10 protein-coding genes are annotated in these 19,961 nt (G+C 72.3%); 3 read left to right on the top strand and 7 right to left on the bottom strand.

Annotated features, from left to right (window positions below; all coding sequences use genetic code 11):
* Positions 1 to 3: 3 nt before the first annotated feature.
* Together I4J89_RS15045 and I4J89_RS15040 are read right to left on the bottom strand one after the other, a co-directional pair.
* The gene (locus tag I4J89_RS15045; RefSeq protein WP_196414567.1) at positions 4 to 5,322 is read right to left on the bottom strand and encodes a DUF3320 domain-containing protein; all 5,319 of its coding nucleotides are present in this window, start codon (positions 5,320 to 5,322) and stop codon (positions 4 to 6) included.
* Positions 5,323 to 5,449: 127 nt separating this feature from the next.
* Positions 5,450 to 7,027 carry a bifunctional NAD(P)/FAD-dependent oxidoreductase/class I SAM-dependent methyltransferase gene (locus I4J89_RS15040; RefSeq protein WP_196414566.1) on the bottom strand — a complete coding sequence of 526 codons (1,578 nt, stop codon included), beginning with the start codon at positions 7,025 to 7,027 and terminating at the stop codon, positions 5,450 to 5,452.
* Between the two features lie 68 nt (positions 7,028 to 7,095).
* Here I4J89_RS15040 and I4J89_RS15035 point away from each other — a divergent pair, with 68 nt between their 5' ends.
* Entirely contained in the window at positions 7,096 to 7,677 is a 582-nt protein-coding gene (locus I4J89_RS15035) for a helix-turn-helix domain-containing protein (protein ID WP_196414565.1), read from the top strand.
* A 5-nt stretch (positions 7,678 to 7,682) separates the two neighbouring features.
* On the opposite strand, the gene I4J89_RS15030 is transcribed toward I4J89_RS15035, so the two are convergent.
* The 3 genes from I4J89_RS15030 to I4J89_RS15020 all read right to left on the bottom strand — a co-directional run bounded on the left by I4J89_RS15030 (position 7,683) and on the right by I4J89_RS15020 (position 12,432).
* Positions 7,683 to 8,621 carry a phosphoglycerate dehydrogenase gene (locus tag I4J89_RS15030; RefSeq protein WP_196414564.1) on the bottom strand — a complete coding sequence of 313 codons (939 nt, stop codon included), beginning with the start codon at positions 8,619 to 8,621 and terminating at the stop codon, positions 7,683 to 7,685.
* A 5-nt stretch (positions 8,622 to 8,626) separates the two neighbouring features.
* Positions 8,627 to 10,144 carry a glycosyltransferase family 39 protein gene (locus tag I4J89_RS15025; RefSeq protein ID WP_196414563.1) on the bottom strand — a complete coding sequence of 506 codons (1,518 nt, stop codon included), beginning with the start codon at positions 10,142 to 10,144 and terminating at the stop codon, positions 8,627 to 8,629.
* A 179-nt stretch (positions 10,145 to 10,323) separates the two neighbouring features.
* Positions 10,324 to 12,432 (bottom strand): PhoX family protein, encoded by a 2,109-nt coding sequence (locus I4J89_RS15020; RefSeq protein WP_196414562.1) that lies wholly within the window; start codon positions 12,430 to 12,432, stop codon positions 10,324 to 10,326.
* A 336-nt stretch (positions 12,433 to 12,768) separates the two neighbouring features.
* Here I4J89_RS15020 and I4J89_RS15015 point away from each other — a divergent pair, with 336 nt between their 5' ends.
* Both I4J89_RS15015 and I4J89_RS15010 read left to right on the top strand, forming a co-directional pair.
* Entirely contained in the window at positions 12,769 to 15,264 is a 2,496-nt protein-coding gene (locus I4J89_RS15015; protein WP_196414561.1) for an alpha-L-arabinofuranosidase family protein, read from the top strand.
* 9 nt (positions 15,265 to 15,273) lie between these two features.
* Entirely contained in the window at positions 15,274 to 16,680 is a 1,407-nt protein-coding gene (locus tag I4J89_RS15010) for a glycoside hydrolase family 43 protein (RefSeq protein WP_196414560.1), read from the top strand.
* A 35-nt stretch (positions 16,681 to 16,715) separates the two neighbouring features.
* Here I4J89_RS15010 and I4J89_RS15005 read toward each other — a convergent pair whose 3' ends face one another.
* Complete coding sequence (locus I4J89_RS15005) at positions 16,716 to 18,215, bottom strand: flavin-containing monooxygenase (protein ID WP_196414559.1); 1,500 nt, start codon at positions 18,213 to 18,215, stop codon at positions 16,716 to 16,718.
* Complete coding sequence (locus I4J89_RS15000) at positions 18,212 to 19,882, bottom strand: GMC oxidoreductase (protein ID WP_196414558.1); 1,671 nt, start codon at positions 19,880 to 19,882, stop codon at positions 18,212 to 18,214. The genes I4J89_RS15005 and I4J89_RS15000 overlap by 4 nt, the downstream gene beginning before the upstream one ends.
* Positions 19,883 to 19,961: the final 79 nt, after the last annotated feature.

Below are 19,961 nucleotides of genomic sequence, written 5' to 3'. Positions count from 1 at the left end.
TCCTCAGCGGCTCACCTGCTCCGCGGCCGGCCGGCGGGCCCCGGCGTCGGCCCGGTGCGGCAGCGTCGCCGGGTCCGGCAGATCCAGCAGGTCGTCGTCGGCTGGTGCGGCGATCAGCCCGTTGCGGTGCGCGATGAGGCGGCCCGCCGACACCAGGTCGTCCAGCATCTCGGCGAGCCGCGCCGTACCGGCCTTGTTACCGCTCCACCCGAACAACCGGCCGGCGGCGGCCAGCAGGTCCTCGCCCTCCACCAGGCCGGCGTCCAGCACCAGGTACTCCAGGGCCAGCTGCAGCTCGGAGTCGGCGATGTGGTCCGGTTTGCGGGTCACCCCGTCGCCGGGTACGCGTACCGCCGGGATCGGCGCGTCGGCCGCGGTCACGAAGGTCCCGTCGAAACCGGCGCCGGACTGCCGGACCGCCTCCTCGATCGCGGTGCGGATCGGCTGGGTGACCCGGTTGATCCGCCAGGCGTCGCGGATCCGGTGGATCACGGTCGCCATGTGCACCGGGCCCTCCACCTCGGCGATCCGCCCGACCGTGCGGATCAGCAGCTCCCGGGCCACGCCGTCGTTGACGCGGGCGGAGTCGGGCAGCGGCTCCACCTGGGCCCGCTCGTACGGCAGCGCCCACTCCGGGACCTGCGCCGGACGCACGGAGAGCTGCTCCTCGTCGGGTGCGGCGAACACGTCCGGCGTGGCCAGGGCGTTCTCGATCGCGACGCGCAGGCGGGCCTCCTCGCCGGTCCGGTCGTGATACCAGGCGACGCTCCACATCCGGTGCAGATGCCAGCCCAGGCCGTGCAGCACCTGGTCGTGCACCCGGTCCCGGTCCCTGGCCACCGGCGAGAGCTGGTATCCGGGGCCGTCGCAGCGGATGCCGAGTGCGTAGGGGCCGACGTCCCGGCGTACCGCGATCTCGATGCGGCATCGACCGGAGCCCACCTGGGCGTCCGCCTGATAGCCCCAGCCACGCACGGTGTCGAGGACGGAGTCCTCGAAGGAGGTGGCCGGGCCGCGAGGTTCGCCGCCGGCGTCGCCGTCGCCCGCGCGTTCGGCGAAGTCGAGGTACGCGACGAGCCGGCTCTCGCCCTCCCCTGCGGGCTCCTCGCGCCCGCCGGCCGGGATGCCGGTGACCACCTCGATCCGCTGGCGGGCCCGGGTGATCGCCACGTCGAGCCGGCGCGCTCCGGCCGGCCCGCCGGCTGCGGCCAGGCCGGCGCCGGTGGAGAGGATCACCACGTCGCGTTCGTCGCCCTGCGCGGCCTCGGCGCACCGGACCGAGAAGCCGCCGAGCGAGCCCTCCAGGTCGGGACGGCCGGCCAGGGCCACCTCGACGGCGTCGGCGACCGTGTCCGCCTGAGCCGCGGTGAGGGTGACCACGCCGAGCGAGAGCGTGGGCCGGGTGGTGAGGTGGTGGATCACCCGGGTGGCGACGAGTTCCGCCTCGGCGGCCGCGTCCCCGGCCGGGTAGAGCCGCACGCCGATGTCCTCGCCCACCGGGTGCGCGCCCGGGAAGGTGATCAACCGGCCCTGGTAGAAGGCATCGTTGGCGAACCGGATCAGGCTCTCGTGCCGGCTGCGGTAGTGCCAGGTCAGGCAGAGGCGGGAGAAGGCGCCGCAGTCGTTCGCCACCACCAGCACGGACGGCTGGTCGCCGGCCGGCGGTAGCTGCGCGTCGTCGCCGATCACGACCAGCGACGTGCCCCGATAGGCACACGCGGCCGCGGCGGCCGGGGTCATCCGGGACGCCTCGTCGATGATCACGACGTCGAACCGCGCCTCGGCGGGCAGCAGCCGGCTGACCGCGGCGGGCGGCATCACGAAGCACGGCTTGAGCGCGGCCACCGTCTCCCAGGCCCCGGCGAACAGCTCGCGGACCGGCAGATGGCCGGACGCCTTGAGCCCCTCGGCCCGGATCAGGGCGGGGCCGCCGTCGGCGGTGACGGCCGGGCGGTGGGCGTCGACCGCGCCGATCACGGCCGCCGCCGCGTCCTGGAGCAGGTCGGCGTCCAGGCGGCGGAACTCGTCGACCAGCTCGGCACGCTCGGCCGCGGCCAGCGGCTGGAGCCGCTCGTCAGCCGCGATCACCTCGTCCACCCAGGCCCGGTACGCGGTCCGCGCGACCACGTCGCCCACCCGCCGGGCCGGCATGCCGTGGTCGGCGCAGTAGTCGACGGCGGTGTCCAGGCCGTACCCGGTGAGCACCTCGCGGGCGGCCAGGTAGTCGAACCACTCCTGCTGCCCGCCCGCGTCGTCGCGCAGGTCACGCAGCAGGTCCCGGGCGGTCTCGTAGCGATCCAGCGCGGTGGCCAGGCGGACCTGCCGGGCCGGGCCGAACGCGTCGATGATCCGCCCCCGGGCATCCTCCCACGCCTCGATGAGCGGCCTCAGGTCGGCGGCCGGGCGACCGGCGGCCAGGGCCTGCGCCTGCTCGCTGGTGAGCGCGGCGTCCGTGCCGGTACGCAGGGCCCGGGCCCGCGCCGCCCACTCGATCGCCTCGGCCAGGGCCCGCTGGTCGGTGTTCCGCCCCCGGTACACCGGCCCCAGGATGGACTCGTAGATCGGGCCGGCCGCGGCGAACGCCTCCTCGGCCTCGATCGCGGCGCGCCGGGCGGCGAGTACCGTCCCGGCCTCGGTGGCGTTCAGTTCCCGGCCCAGCGCGTCGTCCAGTTGCTGGAGCAGTGCCGCCACCGCGCGCAGCGGCGCGAGCTGGGCACGCATCCAGGTGACGGCGGCCTGCACGCTGCCCTGACCGAGTTCCGGGCGGGCGGCCGGCTCGGGTTCCGGGCGCAGCGTGGACCGCCAGTGCCGGAACACGTCACGCGCCTCGGTGACCGTCTGGCGCAGCCGGTCGTCGGCGTGCCGGGTGCTGACGTACTCGACGACCGCGGGCAGCGCCTCCGGCGGGGTGACCCGCAGCGCCTCGTCGACCGTCTGCAGGGCCCGGCCGATCGCCGGGAAGTCGGTGTCCAGCCGCTTCCAGTAGTGCCCGAGGTGTCCGGCGTGCTGCTTCTCGGCCGCCAGCAGCCCCTCGTACGCCCGCCGCCACGCCACCGCGAGGTGCAGGTTGGCGACGGCCTCCTCCACGCCGATCCCCGGCGCCGCCAGCCCGGCCACCGTCTCCTTGTCCCGGCGGTGCGGTGCGAGCAGTTTCCGGGCCCCCCGGTGCACGGTGGCGAACCGCTCGGCCAGGTCGTCCACCGGCTCGTGGAGCACCGCGTCGGTGTAGAGATCCCGCGCTTCGGCCCGGGCGGCGGTGACCGCCTCCACGTGCCGGCGCAGCGACGCGGCCGCGTTGTGCACGGCGCTCTGCGCGCCGGGCGCGAACCAGGCCGGCTCCGGCTTGTCCGTGCGGCCGCCGAGTTCGGCGACCAGGTGCACGAGCTCGACGTCGGAGAAGGTGACCACGTCGGGCAGGCCGAGCCGGGTGGTCACCCGGTCCAGGTTGCGCTGCTGGTGCTCCAGTTCGTCGGCGTCGGCGGCGAACCGGCCGGCGAGGGCCTTGGCCTCGGCGGCGGTCAGCGGCTCCAGGCGGACCGCGGGCGGGTCGAGCCGTGGCGGTTCGGGGACGTCCTCCGACTCCAGTGGCCCGGCGAGGGCCTCGAACGCGACGCCGATCCGGGTCTGCACGTGGTCGACGGCCTGGCGTACCGCCTCCACCTGCTCGGCCAGGTCGTCGGCGGCCTGCCGGACCGGCCGCAGCGTGGGCCCGGTGAGCCAGCTGTCGGCGACCTCCGCCGGACGGCGGGTGGCGTGCGCGGCGAGTTCCGAGAGCGCGGCCGCGTCGGCCGGCAGGCGCACGTGGAACGCGGCGGCCAGGGCGGCGTTCGGCGCGGCCGCCTCGGCCAGGTCCTCGAGGGTGAGCTGGGCCAGGAACAGGGCGTCGTCGAGCGACTCCCGCTCGGCCACCTCACGCCAGCGGTAGCCGCTGCGCTCGGTGGCCGGCCGCCAGGCCTGGGCGAGACGGCCGGTGGCCTCGTGGATCCGCTCCAGCGCGGCCTCGGTCAGCGCGCCGGCCTGCAACCCGGGCGCCGGTGCCTCCGGCACGTCGGCGAGCCGAGCCAGTTCGCCGATCACGTCGTGCAGGCTGCGGCCGAGCGGGTCGCGGACCTCGAGAACCGCTTCGGCGTACGCGTTGAGCCGCGCCCGCCGATCCCGGAGCAGGTCGCGATCGGTCTCGTCCATCCGGGACGCCGGCAGCGGCACCGCCTCCAGGGCCGCGGCGAGGGCACCCGCCACCGGCTTCCGGGCGGCCTTCGCGCCGTGCAGGTCGAGCAGGTAGTTGCCGAGGCCGACGGCGGCGAGCCGCTGCTGAACGGAGTCCAGGGCGACGGCCTTCTCGGAGACGAACAGCACCCGCTTCCCGGCGTGCGCCAGCGCGGCGATCATGTTGGCGGCGGTCTGCGACTTGCCGGTGCCGGGCGGCCCGTCGACCACGAAGCTGTGTCCCTCCAGGGCGGCGGCGACGCAGGCCCGCTGTCCCGCGTCGGCCTCCAGCACCAGCGGCATGTCGTCCGGCGGCGCCAGCACGTCGATCTCGGCCGGGGTGAGCGACTCGAAGGTGAACGCGCCGGCCGTACCGTCGGCGGCGGCCAGCGCGCGGACCACCGGGTGTTCGGCGATCAGTTCCTCGTTGACCAGCAGATCGTCACGGATCGCCTCGGTCGCCGGGTCGAGCCGGGCCAGCACGACGACGTCGGCGGTACGCCAGCCGGGGCGCCCGGCGATCGCGGCGTCCACCCGGGCGCGCAGGGCGGCCGGGTCGAGCCCGGCCAGCGCGTCCACCCGCGGCAGCTCGACGCCGGAGCGCCGCAGCCGGGCGGCCAGCGCCGGGTTGACCGACGGATCACCGGCGCCGGCCCGCAGCCGTGGCACGTCGTCCGGGCCGAGCGCGACCAGGTCGACCGGCAGGAGCAGCAGCGGGCTCGCGTACCCGGTGCCGTCCGGGTCCTCCCAGTGCAGCAGGCCGACCGCCAGGTGCAGCACGTCGACCCCACGGTCGGCCTGCTCCTGGTCGGTGTGCCGGCGCAGCCGGCGCAGCAGCGGATGCAGCACCTCGTCGGCCAGCTCGGTACGCAGGCTGTCCCGCTGTTTCGCCTTGCCTCCCGGCCCGGTCAGCGCGCAGTCCCGTCCCTGCCGCAACGCCTCGACGACGCCGGACGGGTCGGGGGCGACGATCTCGACCAGGTCGGCACCGCCTCGGGGCAGATCGAGGAGGCGGTTGGCGGCGCCGGCGCCGGCGATCCCGTCGCGCCAGGCCGCGAGCGCCGCCCGGGCGTCGTCACCCGGGCCGGTGTGTCCATCAGCATCATCCGGCCGCATGTGCCCATTCCAGCAAGGTGACCGGGGCCATGCGGGCGATTCGCCCATATCACCCGCACAGCCCCGCTGTCCCGGCGCTCACGGCGCGGCCCTCGTCCCGTTCGCGGCCCGCCGAGGGCGGGTCGCGTCAGACGCGGCGGCGGGCGACCAGGACGGCGTCGCGGATGGTGATCGGCCGGCCGTCCGGATCGGTGGACGGGCGTGGCCGGGCGTCCGTCACGAGCACCTCCCAGTCGCCGGAGTCCAGCGATTCCGCGATCTCCTCGGCCGTGAACAGCATCTCCGGGAAGTGCATCCGGCCGGCACCGGAGGCCAGATCCGACGGGTGGTGGCCGACGATCAGCAGCGTGCCGCCGGGCGCCACGGCGCCGGCCAGGTGGGCGTACAGCTCGCGCCGCGCCGCCGGCGGCAGGTGCATGAACTGCGCGGAGACCAGATCGTACGCGCGCTGCTCCGGTGCCTCCCGGCGCAGATCGGCGTGCTGGAAGGTGACCTGCCCGGCCACCCCGGCGTCGGCGGCGTGCCTGGCCGCCCGGTCCAGCGCGACCGTCGAGATGTCCACTGCGGTCACCTGCCAGCCCCGACGTGCCAGCCAGACCGCGTCCGCGCCCTCGCCGCAGCCGACGTCCAGGGCGCGCCCGGCGGTCAGGCCCTCCGCCTCCGCCACCAGCTGCGGGTTCGGCCGGCCGCTCCACACCGCCGGCTTGCCGCGGTACCGCTCCTCCCAGGCCTCCTCCTCGAAGATGGTCGAGATCCGGTGCCGGTAGTCGGCCACCGCGACCCGGGTGTCCTCGGCGATCAGATCCATGTTGATCGCCGCGCCGGCGATCTGCCCGGCGGCGGCCGCCGCGGCCACGGTCGCGCCGAGGTTGGTGACGTTGCCGGCCACCCAGACGCCGGGCACCGAGGTGGCTCCCATCCCGTCCGCCGGGATGTGGCTGCCCAGCGAGACCCCGTTCATCTCGAAGTCGGCCGGCTTGAGCCCGAGGGACTCCAGCACCGCCGAGCGGGCCACGAACCGCGGGCCCACCGCGATCGCGTCCAGCGCCACCACGTCACCGGACGCCAGCCGCACCCCGGTCAGGCGATCCCCGGCGACCTCCACCGACGCGATCGGCTCGGCCACCACCGGGATGCCCCGGGCGGCCAGCTCCTCGGCCTGCTCCGGGCCGGGTTCCGGCCGGCCGTTCAGCAGGAACAGCACGTGCGGGCTGATCTGCCGCCACATCTGCGCCTGGTGCAGGCTCAGCGGGCCGGACTCCAGCACGCCGATCCGCTGGTCCCGCAGTTCCCAGCCGTGGCAGTACGGGCAGTGCGCCACGTCCCGGCCCCACCGCTCGGCCAGTCCCGGCACGTCCGGCAGCTCGTCCACCAGCCCGGTGGTCACCAGCAGCCGGCGTCCGCGTACCTCCCGGCCGCCGTCCAGCGTCACCCGGAACACGTCACCGTCACGGACGGCGGACTCGGCCCGGCCGTCGGTCAGCTCGGCGCCGTAGCCGGCCACCTCGGCCCGCCCGGCCGCGTACAGCTCGGCCGGCGATTTCCCGTCGTGCCCGAGAACGTTGTGCATGTGCGCCGCCGGAGCGTTGCGCGGCTCGCCGCTGTCGACCACGAGCACCGACCGCCGCGAGCGGCCCAGCGCGAGGGCCCCGCTCAGTCCGGCCGCGCCGCCGCCGATCACCACCACGTCGTACGTCTGCTCCACTGGTCTCCCCTTTCGTTCCCGCCCACCGTGCCGCACGCTCTCGCCAGACAGCAACTATCGTTGCTGTTATGGCAAAAGACCTGGACAGTGCGCTCGCCGCCGTCGGACCCCGGTTGCGGGAGCTGCGGCAACGGCGGGAGATGACGCTCACCCAGCTGGCCGAGAGCACCGGCATCTCGGTGAGCACCCTGTCCCGGCTGGAGTCCGGGACGCGCAGACCGACGCTGGAGCTGCTGCTGCCGCTGGCCGAGGCGTACCAGGTCACGCTCGACGAACTGGTGGACGCACCGGAGACCGGCGACCCGCGGGTGCGGGCCCGCCCGATCGAGCGCGGCGGCCGCACGTGGATCCCGCTCACCCGCCGGCCCGGCGGTCTCCAGGCCTTCAAGCAGATCCTGCCACCCGACCCGCCGGCCGCCTGCGACCAGGAACAGAAGACCCACGAGGGCTACGAGTGGCTCTACGTCCTCTCCGGCAAGGTGCGGCTGCTGCTCGGTGAGCACGACATCGTGCTCACCCCGGGCGAGGCCGCCGAATTCGACACCCGCCTGCCGCATCTCATCCTCAACCCCGGCCCGGAGCCGGCCGAGGTGCTCAACATCTTCGGCCCGCAGGGTGAACGCCTGCACGTCCGCGCGCGCTCCACCTGAGGCCGCTAGGAGACGACGTTGCGCAATGGGCGACCGGCCCGGAAGGCCGCCACGTTCTCGCTGATCAGGGTGGACGCGCCGACCGGGCGGCCGCCGGCCGCGTGCGGGCTGATGATGATGTTCGGCTCGTCCCAGAGGGGCGAGCCGGCGGGCAGCGGCTCGGTGTCGAAGACGTCGAGCGCGGCGCCGGCCAGGCGGCCGGAACGGACCGCGGTGCACAGGGCCGCCTCGTCGAGGGTGCTGCCGCGTCCGACATTGACCACCCAGGCGTGCGACGGGAGCTGGCCGAGGACGCCGGCGTTCAGGGCCTTTTCGGTCGCCGGGGTGGCCGGCAGGATCGAGATCAGCACATCGGTGGCCGGCAGCAGGGAGGCGAAGGCGTCCTCGGTGACCACCGGGAAGCCGTGCCGGGTGCCGGCACTGCGCGCCACCCCGGTCACCCGCGCGCCGAGGGCGGTGAGCAGCGGTGCGAGTGTCGCCGCGATGCCGCCGAAGCCCCAGATCACCACGTTGGCGTCGCGCAGCGTACGGAACGAGTTCGCCTGCCGGACCGGCTGGAGGCCGCCCAGCTCCTCCGCCCAGCGGCGCCCGATCTGCGCCCGGACCAGCAGGTTGAGCCGTCGCGCCGCGGCCAGCACCAGGGCGAGGGTGTGCTCGGCGACGGTCTGGTCGTGCAGGCCGAGACCGGCGGTGATCAGCACGTCGGGGGCGAAGCCGGCGGCCAGCACGGCGTCCGGACCGGCGGCGAGGGTCTGCACCCACCGCAGGCTCTTCAGCCGGGTCGCCGCGTCGCTCAGCGTGTCCGGCGGATTGCCCCACACCACGAGCACTTCGGCGTCGGTGTGCTCGTCGGGCACGGGTCGCCGGACGTCGTAGACGACCGCGATGGTGCCGGCCGGCAGTTCCGGGTCGAGTTCAACGGTGTCGGGCAGCAGGACCTTCATGGAGGTCAGCTTGCCCGAGTCCGTTCGTAGAGCGCTACCGTCGCCCGCTCCGGCTGCCAGATGCCGACCCGCCGGTACTCGGCCCCGAGGAACCGGCGCAGGGTGGGCCGCGCGGTGATCGGGTCGTCGCGTTCGGCCCCGAGCACGAGCCAGATCCGCGGGGCACCGGACAGGTGCACGGTGTCGTCCGCGTACTCCTCGGCGATCAGCCGGCCGGTCTCGGCGGACGGCACCCGGACCAGGGGGTCGGCGGGCCGGTCCGGCAGCCGGTCGAGGTAGTAGTCCATGCCGGCCCGGATGGCCCGGCTCCGCGGCGGGTAGACGACCACGTCGCCGGGCAGCCGCCGCTCGCCGACGATCTGCGCGGCGGCCCGGTAGTCGGGACCGTTCTTCGCGGTGGGCGACCGGACGGCCCGCTGTGCGGGTATCACCACGGCGCCGAGCAGCAGGAGCACGGCGACGATCCGGACCGCGCCGAACCTGCTCCATCCGTCGCGCCCGCCGGCCAGGGCCACCGCGGCCAGCATGGCGAGCGGGGCGAGGACCACCAGCAGGTACCGGGCCACCCACATCGGCGAGATCAGCGCCGACACCAGCGCGAGCACGCTCAGCGGCCCGGCCACCAGCGCGGCCATCGGGGCCAGCCGGCGCAGCGGCCGCCAGGACGCCAGGACCACGAGACCGATCAGCAGCCACGCCGCCTCGGGCGAGCCGACGATCTGCCCGGGCATGCCGCGGATGCCGCCGAAGGTGATCGGCTGCACCCAGTGCAGCTGGGTGTCCTCCTGGCGCATGCCGAGAACGGCGAAGGGCAGCAGCGGAAGCAGCGCGGCCAGCACCGTACCGGCCCACACCACGGCGGTTCGCCGGCGCCGGGTGCGCCAGACGAAGAGACCCACCAGCACCGCGTGCGCCACCAGCGTGGTCAGGGCGACCAGGTGGAACAGGCCGAGGAGCAGCACGCTGAGGCCGTAGCCGGCCCATCGGTACGGACCGCCGCGCCGCACCGCCCCGACCAGGAGCAGCAGGGCCAGGATCGAGAAGAAGCAGGCGAACGCGTACGGGCGTGCCTCCGCCGCGTACCGGGAGGTGTTGGGGAGCACGGCCAGGATGATCCCGGTGATCAGGCCGATCATCGGGGTGAACAGGCGCCGGCCCAGTTCGGCCGCGACGGCGACACCGGCCGCCATCGCGATGATCGACGGCAGCCGCAGCTGCACCTCGGACGTGCCCACCAGGGCGCTCCAGAAATGCAGGAAGACGTAGTAGGGGGCGAAGACCGCGTCGACGTTCTGGGCCAGCTCCCAGATCTGCGGGACGGTCCGCTGCGAGACCTCGGCGGAGGTCACCTCGTCCCAGCTCAGGCTGGGACGGCCGGCCTGGATCAGCCCGAACCCGAGCATCATCGCCCCGGGGACCAGTGCGGGCAGGGCGTGGACGAGCCGATGCCCGGGCGGTGGCGCCGGACGCGGCGTCCCCGTCCGGCGGGCGGCCGGTCGCGTCCTGGTCTGCACTTCGGTCACCTGTCACCCCCTGCCGACGCACGTCAACAGTTGAGAACACGATTACCCGCCTGTTCCGGATCAGCCCCTCGGCGAACTTCACCATGCGCACAGGTGACAAGATGCCGCGATTCGGTCCCAAAGCCCGCAAATAGAACGGCCGCGGCGTGCTACGCCGCGGCCGTTCAGCAGGAGTCCGGTCAGCTACCGATCGGACCGCCGTCGGTACGCCAGGTGACGATCACGGCCGGCTTGGCGTAGTCGCCGTCCGGCCAGACCGACGCCGGCTTCTCCACCGACGCGCCGGTGATCTCGCCGGGGTGCTGGACCGCGACGAAGACCGAGCGGTCGTCGCCGGTGATGAACGGGCCGCAGGTCTCGGCGCCCTTCGGCACGGTGAGGAACTGCTTGAGGTGGCCCCGCTCCCGGCCCTCGATCGCGGTGGCGAACAGGCCGTCGTTGCTGCCCAGCGCGTTGCCGTCGGTCGAGATCCAGAGGTTGCCGGCGCTGTCGAAGGCGACGTTGTCCGGGCAGGAGATCGGCGAGACGGCGTTCTTGTCGTACCCACCGAAGTAGGTGTCGGCGGCCTTCGGGTCGCCGCAGACGATCGGCAGCGACCAGGTGAAGCTGGTACCGGTGTGGTCGCCGCGGTCCTCGACGATCTCGAAGATGTGGCCGTGCTTGTTGGCGTTGCGCGGGTTGGCCTCGTCGGCCGGCGCGTTGGTCCCGACACCGCGGTTGGTGTTGTTGGTCATCGCCGCGTAGATCTTGCCGGTGCGCAGGCTCGGCTGCACGTCCTCGGGCCGGTCCATCTTGGTGGCGAGGACCGCGTCACCGGCGAGCCGGGTGAAGGTCAGCACGTCCGCCGCGGTCATGCCGGGGACTTCGGACTTGTTGCCGGAGACCAGCTTGATCCACTTGCCCTTGCCGTCGAACTTGCCGTCGGACGGGAGCTTGCCGCTGCCGTCGATCTCGGTGGCCGGGCTGTCGCCGGCCACCTGGGCGACGTACAGGGTGCCGGACTCCAGGAGCGAGAGGTTGTGCTTGCGCGCCCACGGAGCCTTGCTGTCGATGTACTTCTTGTCGGAGACGAACTTGTACAGGTAGTCGAACCGCTCGTCGTCACCCATGTACGCGACGACGTGCCCGCTGCGGGCCACGATGACGTTCGCGCCCTCGTGCTTGAACCGGCCCATCGCGGTGTGCTTGCGCGGCGGCGCGTCCGGGTCGAACGGGTCGACCTCGACGATCCAGCCGAACCGGTTCGCCTCGTTCGGGTGCTTGGCCAGGTCGAAGCGCTCCTGCGCGCGGTCCCACTTACGGTTGCCGCTGGGGTAGCGGGCGGTGGTGGAGAAGCCGTACCGGGCCAGCTTCGGCTTGGCGTCGGCCGGAGCCTGGTCGCCGCCGACGAAGTACTGGTTGAAGTTCTCCTCGCCGGAGAGCACGGTGCCCCACGGGGTGACGCCGCCGGCGCAGTTGTTCAGCGTGCCGATGACGACCCGGCCGGACGGGTCCGCAGCGGTCCGGAGCAGCGGCGTGCCGGCCGCGGGCCCGGTCAGCTCGAACTTCGTCTCCAGCGCGGTGATCCGCCGGTTGAAGTGCGGGCGACGGCTCTTGACCGGCTTCCACCGGCCGGTACGCCCGACCCGCTCGATCTCCACCACGGAGAGACCGTGCGCGGCCATCGCGACCTTGAGCTGCTCGACCGAGAGGTTGTCCAGGCCGGTGAAGCCCGGGAACATCAGGTCCTCGTTGGTGTACTCGTGGTTGACCACGAGCAGCGCGCGGTCCTTGCTGCCCGGGATCGGCAGCACACCGACGAAGTCGTTGTTGTAGCCGAACTGCTTCGACTGGCCGGCGGCGGTCTGGTTGTGCAGGTCGAACGCGGGCGCGCCGGCCTCGACCGGGTCACCCCAGCGCAGCACCACCTCGGTCTGGTAACCGGCCGGGATGGTGACGGCGTCCAGGGTGTTCGGCGCGACGGTCTCGAAGGTCAGCTTGCCGGCCTTGCCGTGCGGCCGGCCGCCCAGGGTGGCGGCGGTCTCGACCGGTGCCGCGGCCGCAGCGGGCCCCGCCGCCGCTGCCGCCGCGCCACCGAAGCCGAGAACCATCGCACCCACCGCGCCGGCGCGGACCACACCGCGACGGCTCATCTCGACGTTCACCACGTCCCCGAGGTACGGGTTCGCGGACACGTTCGGTACCGGGTGGTCACACGCGTTGCCGCAGCGGTACAGACAGGTCATCGCGTCCCGGCTGCCGCCACTGTGGCCCAGCAGCGGTAACAGACGACGAATCTTGTCGGGCATCAAATCTCCTCGGTCTCACGTCACCGGTGGTGACGGGTTGCCCGGACGCTAAGCAGCGCAGATGTGGCTTCCACCCAGGCGAGGTGCCGGCGAGGTGAACGAGACATGAACGTCCGTGCAGTGCAGCGCTGCAAAATTATCACGCCGACCCGGTCCGCGTTGTCGCTGGTGAACGTTAACAACAAACGGAATCCGCGATCATCAAGCCTCTTTAGCAGCAAATACATCGACGCAGGCCTCTTGACAGGGCCGTGGATGTTTGCGTACACATTGCAGAGTCTCTGCACCCGAAACGTCCCCGACACACCACCCGAGATCCGCACCGGAGGATCCCGCATGCCCAGAATCCCCACCCGCCTCGCGGGCGTGGCCGCTGTCCTGGTCTCGCTCCCGCTCGCGGTCGCCCCGCCCGTCTCCGCCGCGGCGGTCGAGCCGGACTACACCGTCACGGTGAAGCCGGGCGCGACCGGCGCCGCCATCCCCAAGTCGATGTACGGCGTCTTCTTCGAGGACATCAACTACGCGGCCGACGGCGGTCTCTACGCCGAGCTGGTCCGCAACCGCTCGTTCGAGTTCCTGCCGGCCGACAACCGCTCGTACACCGGGCTGACCGGCTGGACCGTGAACGGCACGGCCACCACCGTGAACGACGATCAGCGGCTCAACGAGCGCAACCGCACCTATCTCCGGCTCACCGGCCCGGCCGGGATCACCAACTCCGGCTATAACACGGGCCTGGCCGTCGAGAAGGGCGAGCGCTACGACTTCTCGGTGTGGGCCCGTGCCGACGCCGGCGTCCCGCTCAAGGTCTCGCTGCACACCACGGACGGCACGGCGCTCGCGGCGCCGATCACGGTCACGGTCAAGAGCGACACCTGGACGAAGTACACCGGCACGCTGCGGGCCACGGCCACCAGCGACGCGGCCCGGCTGAGCGTGCAGACGGCCGGGACCGGCACGGTGCGGCTCGACGAGATCTCGCTGTTCCCGCAGGACACCTACAAGGGCCGCGACAACGGCCTGCGCCGGGACCTGGCCGAGAAGGTCGCCGCGCTGAAGCCGGGCTTCGTCCGCTTCCCCGGCGGCTGCCTGGTCAACACCGGCAGCCACTACCCGTACGACGCGGCGAATAACTACCCGCGCGCCCGGTCCTACCAGTGGAAGGACACTGTCGGGCCGGTCGAGACGCGGGCCACCAACGCGAACTTCTGGGGCTACAACCAGTCGTACGGCCTCGGCTACTACGAGTACTTCCAATTCTCCGAGGACATCGGCGCCATGCCGCTGCCGGTGGTGCCGGCCATGGTGGTCGGCTGCGGCCAGAACCGGGCCACCGACGACGAGGCGCTGCTGCAGAAGCACATCCAGGACACCCTGGACCTGATCGAGTTCGCCAACGGGCCGGTCACCTCGACCTGGGGCAAGCTGCGCGCCGAGATGGGCCACCCGAAGCCGTTCGGCCTGACCCACCTCGGGGTCGGCAACGAGGAGAACCTGCCGGAGGAGTACTGGGCGGCGTTCCTCAAGTTCGAGGCGGCGATCAAGGCCAAGTACCCGAGCATCACCGTGATCAGCAACTCCGGGCCGGACGACCAGGGCGCCACCTTCGACAACCTGTGGGCGAAGAACCGGGCGCACGGCTCCGACATGGTCGACGAGCACTACTACAACAGCCCGAGCTGGTTCCTGCAGAACAACGCGCGCTACGACAGCTACGACCGCAATGGGCCGAAGGTGTTCCTGGGCGAGTACGCGTCGCTGGACAACAAGCTGTTCAACTCGCTCGCCGAGGCGGCGTACATGACCGGTCTGGAGCGCAACGCCGACGTCGTGAAGATGGCGTCGTACGCCCCGCTGCTGGCCAACATCGACAACGTGCAGTGGCGGCCGGACATGATCTGGTTCGACAACGACGAGTCGTGGGGCTCCACCAGCTACCTGGTGCAGAAGCTGTTCATGAACAACGTCGGTGACCGGGTGGTGCCGTCGACGGCCACCGGGAACGTGCTTCAGCCGAAGCCGATCACCGGCGCGATCGGGCTCTCCACCTGGCGTACCGCAGCGGTCTACGACGACGTGAAGGTCACCCGCCCGGACGGCACCGTGCTGTTCAGCGACGACTTCAACGACGGTAACGCGGACGGCTGGACCCCGGTGCAGCCGCGCGGCACGTGGACGGTCACGAACAACGCGTACGCCCAGACCGACACGGCGTCCGAGGACACCATGGTCAAGGCGGCCACCATCGGTGAGACCGACTACGACTACACGCTGAAGGCCACCAAGACGGCCGGCGCGGAGGGCTTCCTGGTCGCCTTCGGCATCCAGGAGACCGGCCAGTTCTACTGGTGGAACCTGGGCGGCTGGAACAACACCCAGGGCGCCGTGGAGAAGGGCATCACCAGCGCCAAGGAGCAGATCCTCACCAAGCCGAACACGGTGACCACGGGCCAGACCTACGACCTCAAAATTCAGGTACGAGGTACGAAGGTCACCCTGATCCTGGACGGGAGTGAGTGGGCCAGCTTCGACGACAACAAGGTCAGCGAGCCGTTCGCGCAGGTCATCACCGAGGACACCAAGGCCGGTGAGCTGATCGTCAAGGTGGTCAACGCGCAGGACACCGCCGCGGTGACCAAGATCGACCTGGCCGGGCGCAAGGTGGCCCGGACCGCGCGGATGACCGTGATCACCGGCGACCCGGGCGAGCAGAACACCCGCTCGGCCGAGCCGATCCAGCCGGTCACCAGCACGGTCAGCGGCATCGGCTCGACCTTCACCCGCGAGTTCCCGGCGAACTCGGTCACCTTCCTGCGCATCAAGACCCGATAGGTGGAGCTCATGAATCGTCGTACCCTGCTGCGGGGTTCTCTCGGGGTAAGCGCGGCCGGCGCGCTCAGCGCGCTCGCCGCCAGCGGAGCGGAAGGCGCGCCTCAGCTGCGCAGCGATGCTGAAATCTACGGTGTGCCCACCGTTGACCCGCTGATCAGCCAGCGCGCCGACCCGTTCATCACCCGGCCGGTCGGCGGCATGTACTACTTCACCGGCTCGGTGCCGGAGTACGACCGCTTGGTCGTGCGCGGCGCACCGACCATCGCCGGCCTGGCCGGCGCCGAGGAGACGGTGATCTGGCGGCGCCCGGCCACCGGCACCATGGCCGGGCACATCTGGGCGCCGGAGCTGCACCGCATCGGCGGCAAGTGGTACATCTACTTCGCCGCGGGCGACTCCGACGACGTGTTCCGGATCCGGACGTATGTGATGGAGTCGGCGCTCGACGACCCGCGCGACGCGTCCGGCTGGACGCTGAAGGGCAAGCTGGTCACCGAGTGGGAGGGCTTCACGCTCGACGCCACCACCTTCGCCCATCGCGGCAAGCAGTACCTGGTGTGGGCGCAGAGCGAGCCGGAGATCGCGGTCAACACCAGCCTCTACATCGCCGAGATGGCGAACCCCTGGACGCTGAAGAGCAAGCCCACCCGGATCGCCACGCCCACGAAGAGCTGGGAGATCCAGGGCTTCCGGGTGAACGAGGGCCCGGCCGTGCTGATCCGCAACGGCAAGGTGTTCATCGCCTTCTCGGCGAGCGCCACCGACGCCCGGTACTGCATGGGCCTGCTCACCGCCGACGCGTCCGACAACCTGCTGGAGCGGGCGAGCTGGACGAAAACCCCGGACCCGATCTTCGTGACGAACCGCGCGACGGAACGGTTCGGGCCGGGGCACAACTCGTTCACCGTGGCCGAGGACGGGAAGACTGACGTGCTGGTCTACCACGCCCGCGACTACGAGGCGATCACCGGCGACCCGCTGTACGACCCGAACCGGCACACCCGGGTGCAGAAGCTGTACTGGCACGAGGACGGCACGCCGCTGTTCGGCATCCCGGTCGGTGAGGGCGGGCCGATCGTCCGGCTCTCCCCCAGCGACTCGCCGCGCTCGTTCGTCAAGCACGTGGGTGACGCGGTGGTCGCCGAGCGGGCGCCGCGGGAGCTGGAGCTGACCCAGTTCCGGTTCGTCGCGGCGGCCGGCGGCACCGAGACGATCCAGTCGGTGGACCAGCCGGCGAAGTTCGTCACGGTCAGCGGCAGCACCGTGTCGCTGGGCGCCACCGGCACCCCGGTGGTCCGGACCGCCGCCCGGGATGGGGTGACCATCCGGGTCGCCGCTTCACCGGGGACCTACCTGCGGCACGCCGCCGGGCAGATCACCGCCGGCGACAAGGCCACGGTGTTCAAGCTCAGCTGATCGTCCGGCCGTGCTTCCGGCTGACGCTCACCGTCCTATCCGCGCTGGAGACGATGGTGAGCGTCAGCCGAATCATGGAGCGCTGGGCTGGGCTGCGGGATGACGACGGGCCGGAAGTCGGCCGGGTCCAGGCGGGCGGTGCGGCGGCGGTACTCGGCGGCCTTGCCCGGCCAGTTCGTGACGACCCGGCCGGAGGCGGTCCGGTACCAGCTCCGGCAGGCGGTCCAGACACTGCCGGCGAGCCGCCCCTGGATCTCCTGGTCGTAGGCGGTCGCGCGCTCCTCGCGTACCTCCAAGGGGCTTTCGCCGGCGGCGATCCGCCGCACCGCCTGCGCGATGTATCGCGCCTGGGATTCATGGAAGTAGATCACCGACGTGTTGCCGGTGTTGGTGTTCGGTCCGTAGATCAGGAACAGGTTGGGGAAGCCGGGCACGGTCATGCCGAGGTACGCGTGCGCGCCGTCCCGCCACTCGTCGGTCAGGCGCACCCCGTCCCGCCCGGTGACCCGGATCGGCGCCAGGAACTCGGTCGCCGCGAACCCGGTGCCGTAGATCAGCACATCACACGGGTGCTCCACCCCGTCCGCCGTCCGGATGCCGTCCGGGGTGACCGCGATGATCTTCTCGATGACCAGGTCGACGTCGGGCCGGGCCAGAGCGGGCAGCCAGGCGTTGGTGAACAGCACCCGCTTGCAGCCCAGCGGATCGTCCGGGGTGACCTTGGAGCGCAGTTCCGGATCGCGCACCTGCCAGCGGCGCTGGGCCCGGGAGTAGCCCCGGACCAGCGGGTTGACGACCCGGTTGCCGGCCACCGCGGCACCCTGGACGAGCGTCAGCCCCCAGGTGGCGGCGCGGGAGAGCCGCATCAGCCCGGGGATCCGCCGGTACGCCGCCCGGCGCACCGGCCCGTAGCGGCGGTCCGGTTTGGGCAGTGTCCAGGGCGCGGTGCGCTGGAAGACGGTGACCCGGGCGGCCGTGCCGACGATCTCCGGGACGAGCTGGATGGCGCTGGCGCCGGTGCCGATCACCGCGACCCGCCGGCCGTCGATCGCGAGGTGCGGATCCCAGTGCGCGGTGTGCAGCTGCCGGCCCCGGAACGTCTCGGCGCCGGGCAGCACCGGGATGCTGGGCCGGGAGAGCTGACCCATCGCGGGGATCAGCACGTCGGCGCTGATCAGCTCACCGGCCGTCGTGGTGATCTGCCAGTGATCACCCGTCCAGCCGGCATCGGCCACCTCGACGCCGAACCGGACCAGGTCGGTCACGCCCAGCTCGCGAGCACAGCGCTCCAGATAGGTCAGGATCTCCTGGTGCGGCGGGTAGCGGCGGGACCAGTCCGGGTTCAACGCGAAGGAGAAGGAGTAGAGCGGCGCCGGCACGTCGCAGGCGCACCCCGGATAGGTGTTGTCCCGCCACACCCCGCCGATCCGATCCGCCTTCTCCAGCAGCACGATGTCGCGGAAGCCCTGCCGGAGCAGCTCGGCCGCGACCGCCACCCCGCCGAACCCGGCCCCGATGATCGCCACCCGGGTCATGGCCGCACCTCCGTGTTCAGCCGCAGCGCCGCCGGTGCGCCGGCCGGCACCACCGGGTTCCTCGGCGCCACCGGGGTCACCCGCCGATAGGCCAGCCCCATCGCCGGACGGGGGTCGGGGTCGCCGGCGTTCGGCCAGAACGACATCGCCCGCTCGGCGAGGGCGGTGATGGTCAGCGACGGGTTGACGCCCAGGTTCGCCGCGACCACCGAGCCGTCGGCGACGTGCAGCCCCGGATATCCGAAGAGTCGCTGATACGGATCCACCACGCCGCTGTCCGGATCGGAACCGATGGCGCAACCGCCGATGAAGTGCCCGGTCACCGGCCGTCCGGCGACCTCTGTCCAGGAACCCAGCGGCACACCGTCGACCTTCTCCGCGGTGCGCCGGGCCACGTCGTGGGCGGCCGGGTTCCACAGCGGGTTGGGCTCGCCGATGCCGGGCTTGCTGGTCAGCCGGCCGCGCTTGCGGTAGACGGTGATCGAGTTGTCGAGCGGCTGCATGGCCAGCAGCACCACGGTCTGCCGCGACCAGTCCCGCGGCGACAGGTACAGCCGCAGGTCGCGGCCGGCTCGGGCCAGGGTGCGTGCGGCGTACGCCCAGCGGGACCGGCCGCCGGTGTCGCCGACCAGGACCGTGCCGAGCAGACCCAGCAGGTTGCTGCCGGGACCGTAGCGGACCGGCTCGACGTGGGTCACCGGATCCGGGTAGATCGACGAGGTGACCGCGACGCCGTGGCTGTAGTCGCGGTCCCGGCGCCGGGTGCGCGCGCCCAGGATGGACTCGGAGTTGGTGCGGCTCAGCTCGCCGAGCCGGGCGGAGATCCGGGGCAGGGTGCCGCCGTCGCGCATCCGGTGCAGCAGCCGCTGTGTGCCGAGCGCGCCGGCCGCGAACACCACCTGCTGGGCGGTGAACCGTCGCTTCTTCCGGCCGCCGGTGCGCCGGGTGTCGATCGCGTAGCCGCCGCCGGGCAGCGGGGTGACCGTGCGGACCGTGGTGAGTGGATGCACCACCGCGCCCGCCTTCTCGGCCAGATACAGGTAGTTCTTCACCGTGGTGTTCTTCGCGTTGGTGCGGCAGCCGGTCATGCACGAGCCGCAGAACGTGCAGGTGCGCCGGGCCGGGCCGGCCCCGCCGAAGAACGGGTCCGGCACCTCGGCGCCGGCCCGGTCGCCGAACAACACCCCCACCGGGGTACGCCGATACGACTCGGAGACCCCGAGATCCTCCGCGACGGCCTTGAGGGCGTGGTCGGCGGCCGTCTCCACGGGGTTGACCGTCACGCCGAGCATCCGGTTCGCCTGGGCGTAGTAGGGGGCGAGCTCGGACTTCCAGTCGGTGATCGCGGCCCACTGCGGGTCGGCGTAGAACGGGTCCGGCGGCTCGTACAGCGTGTTGGCGTATCCGAGCGAGCCGCCGCCCACGCCGGCGCCGGAGAGCACCAGCACGTCCTTGAGCAGGGTCAGCCGCAGGATGCCGTAGCAGCCGAGGGCCGGTGCGTACACGTAGTCACGCAGCCGCCAGGAGGTCTTGGCGAACTGCTCGTCGGTGAACCGGCGGCCCGCTTCGAGCACACCGACCCGGTAACCCTTCTCGGTCAGACGCAGCGCGGTCACGCTCCCGCCGAAGCCGGAGCCGATGACGAGAACGTCGTAGTCGTACGACATCGCCGTACCATCACACCGCTATTGGCAACATGTCAACAACGGGCTTCCGGTCTTGGCTCGCAGTGCCAATCCTGTTGCC

Source organism: Actinoplanes aureus (assembly GCF_015704865.1).
GTDB lineage: Bacteria > Actinomycetota > Actinomycetes > Mycobacteriales > Micromonosporaceae > Actinoplanes > Actinoplanes aureus.
Note: the sequence above shows the minus strand (reverse complement) of the source record. Positions and strands in the feature narration are given on the sequence as shown.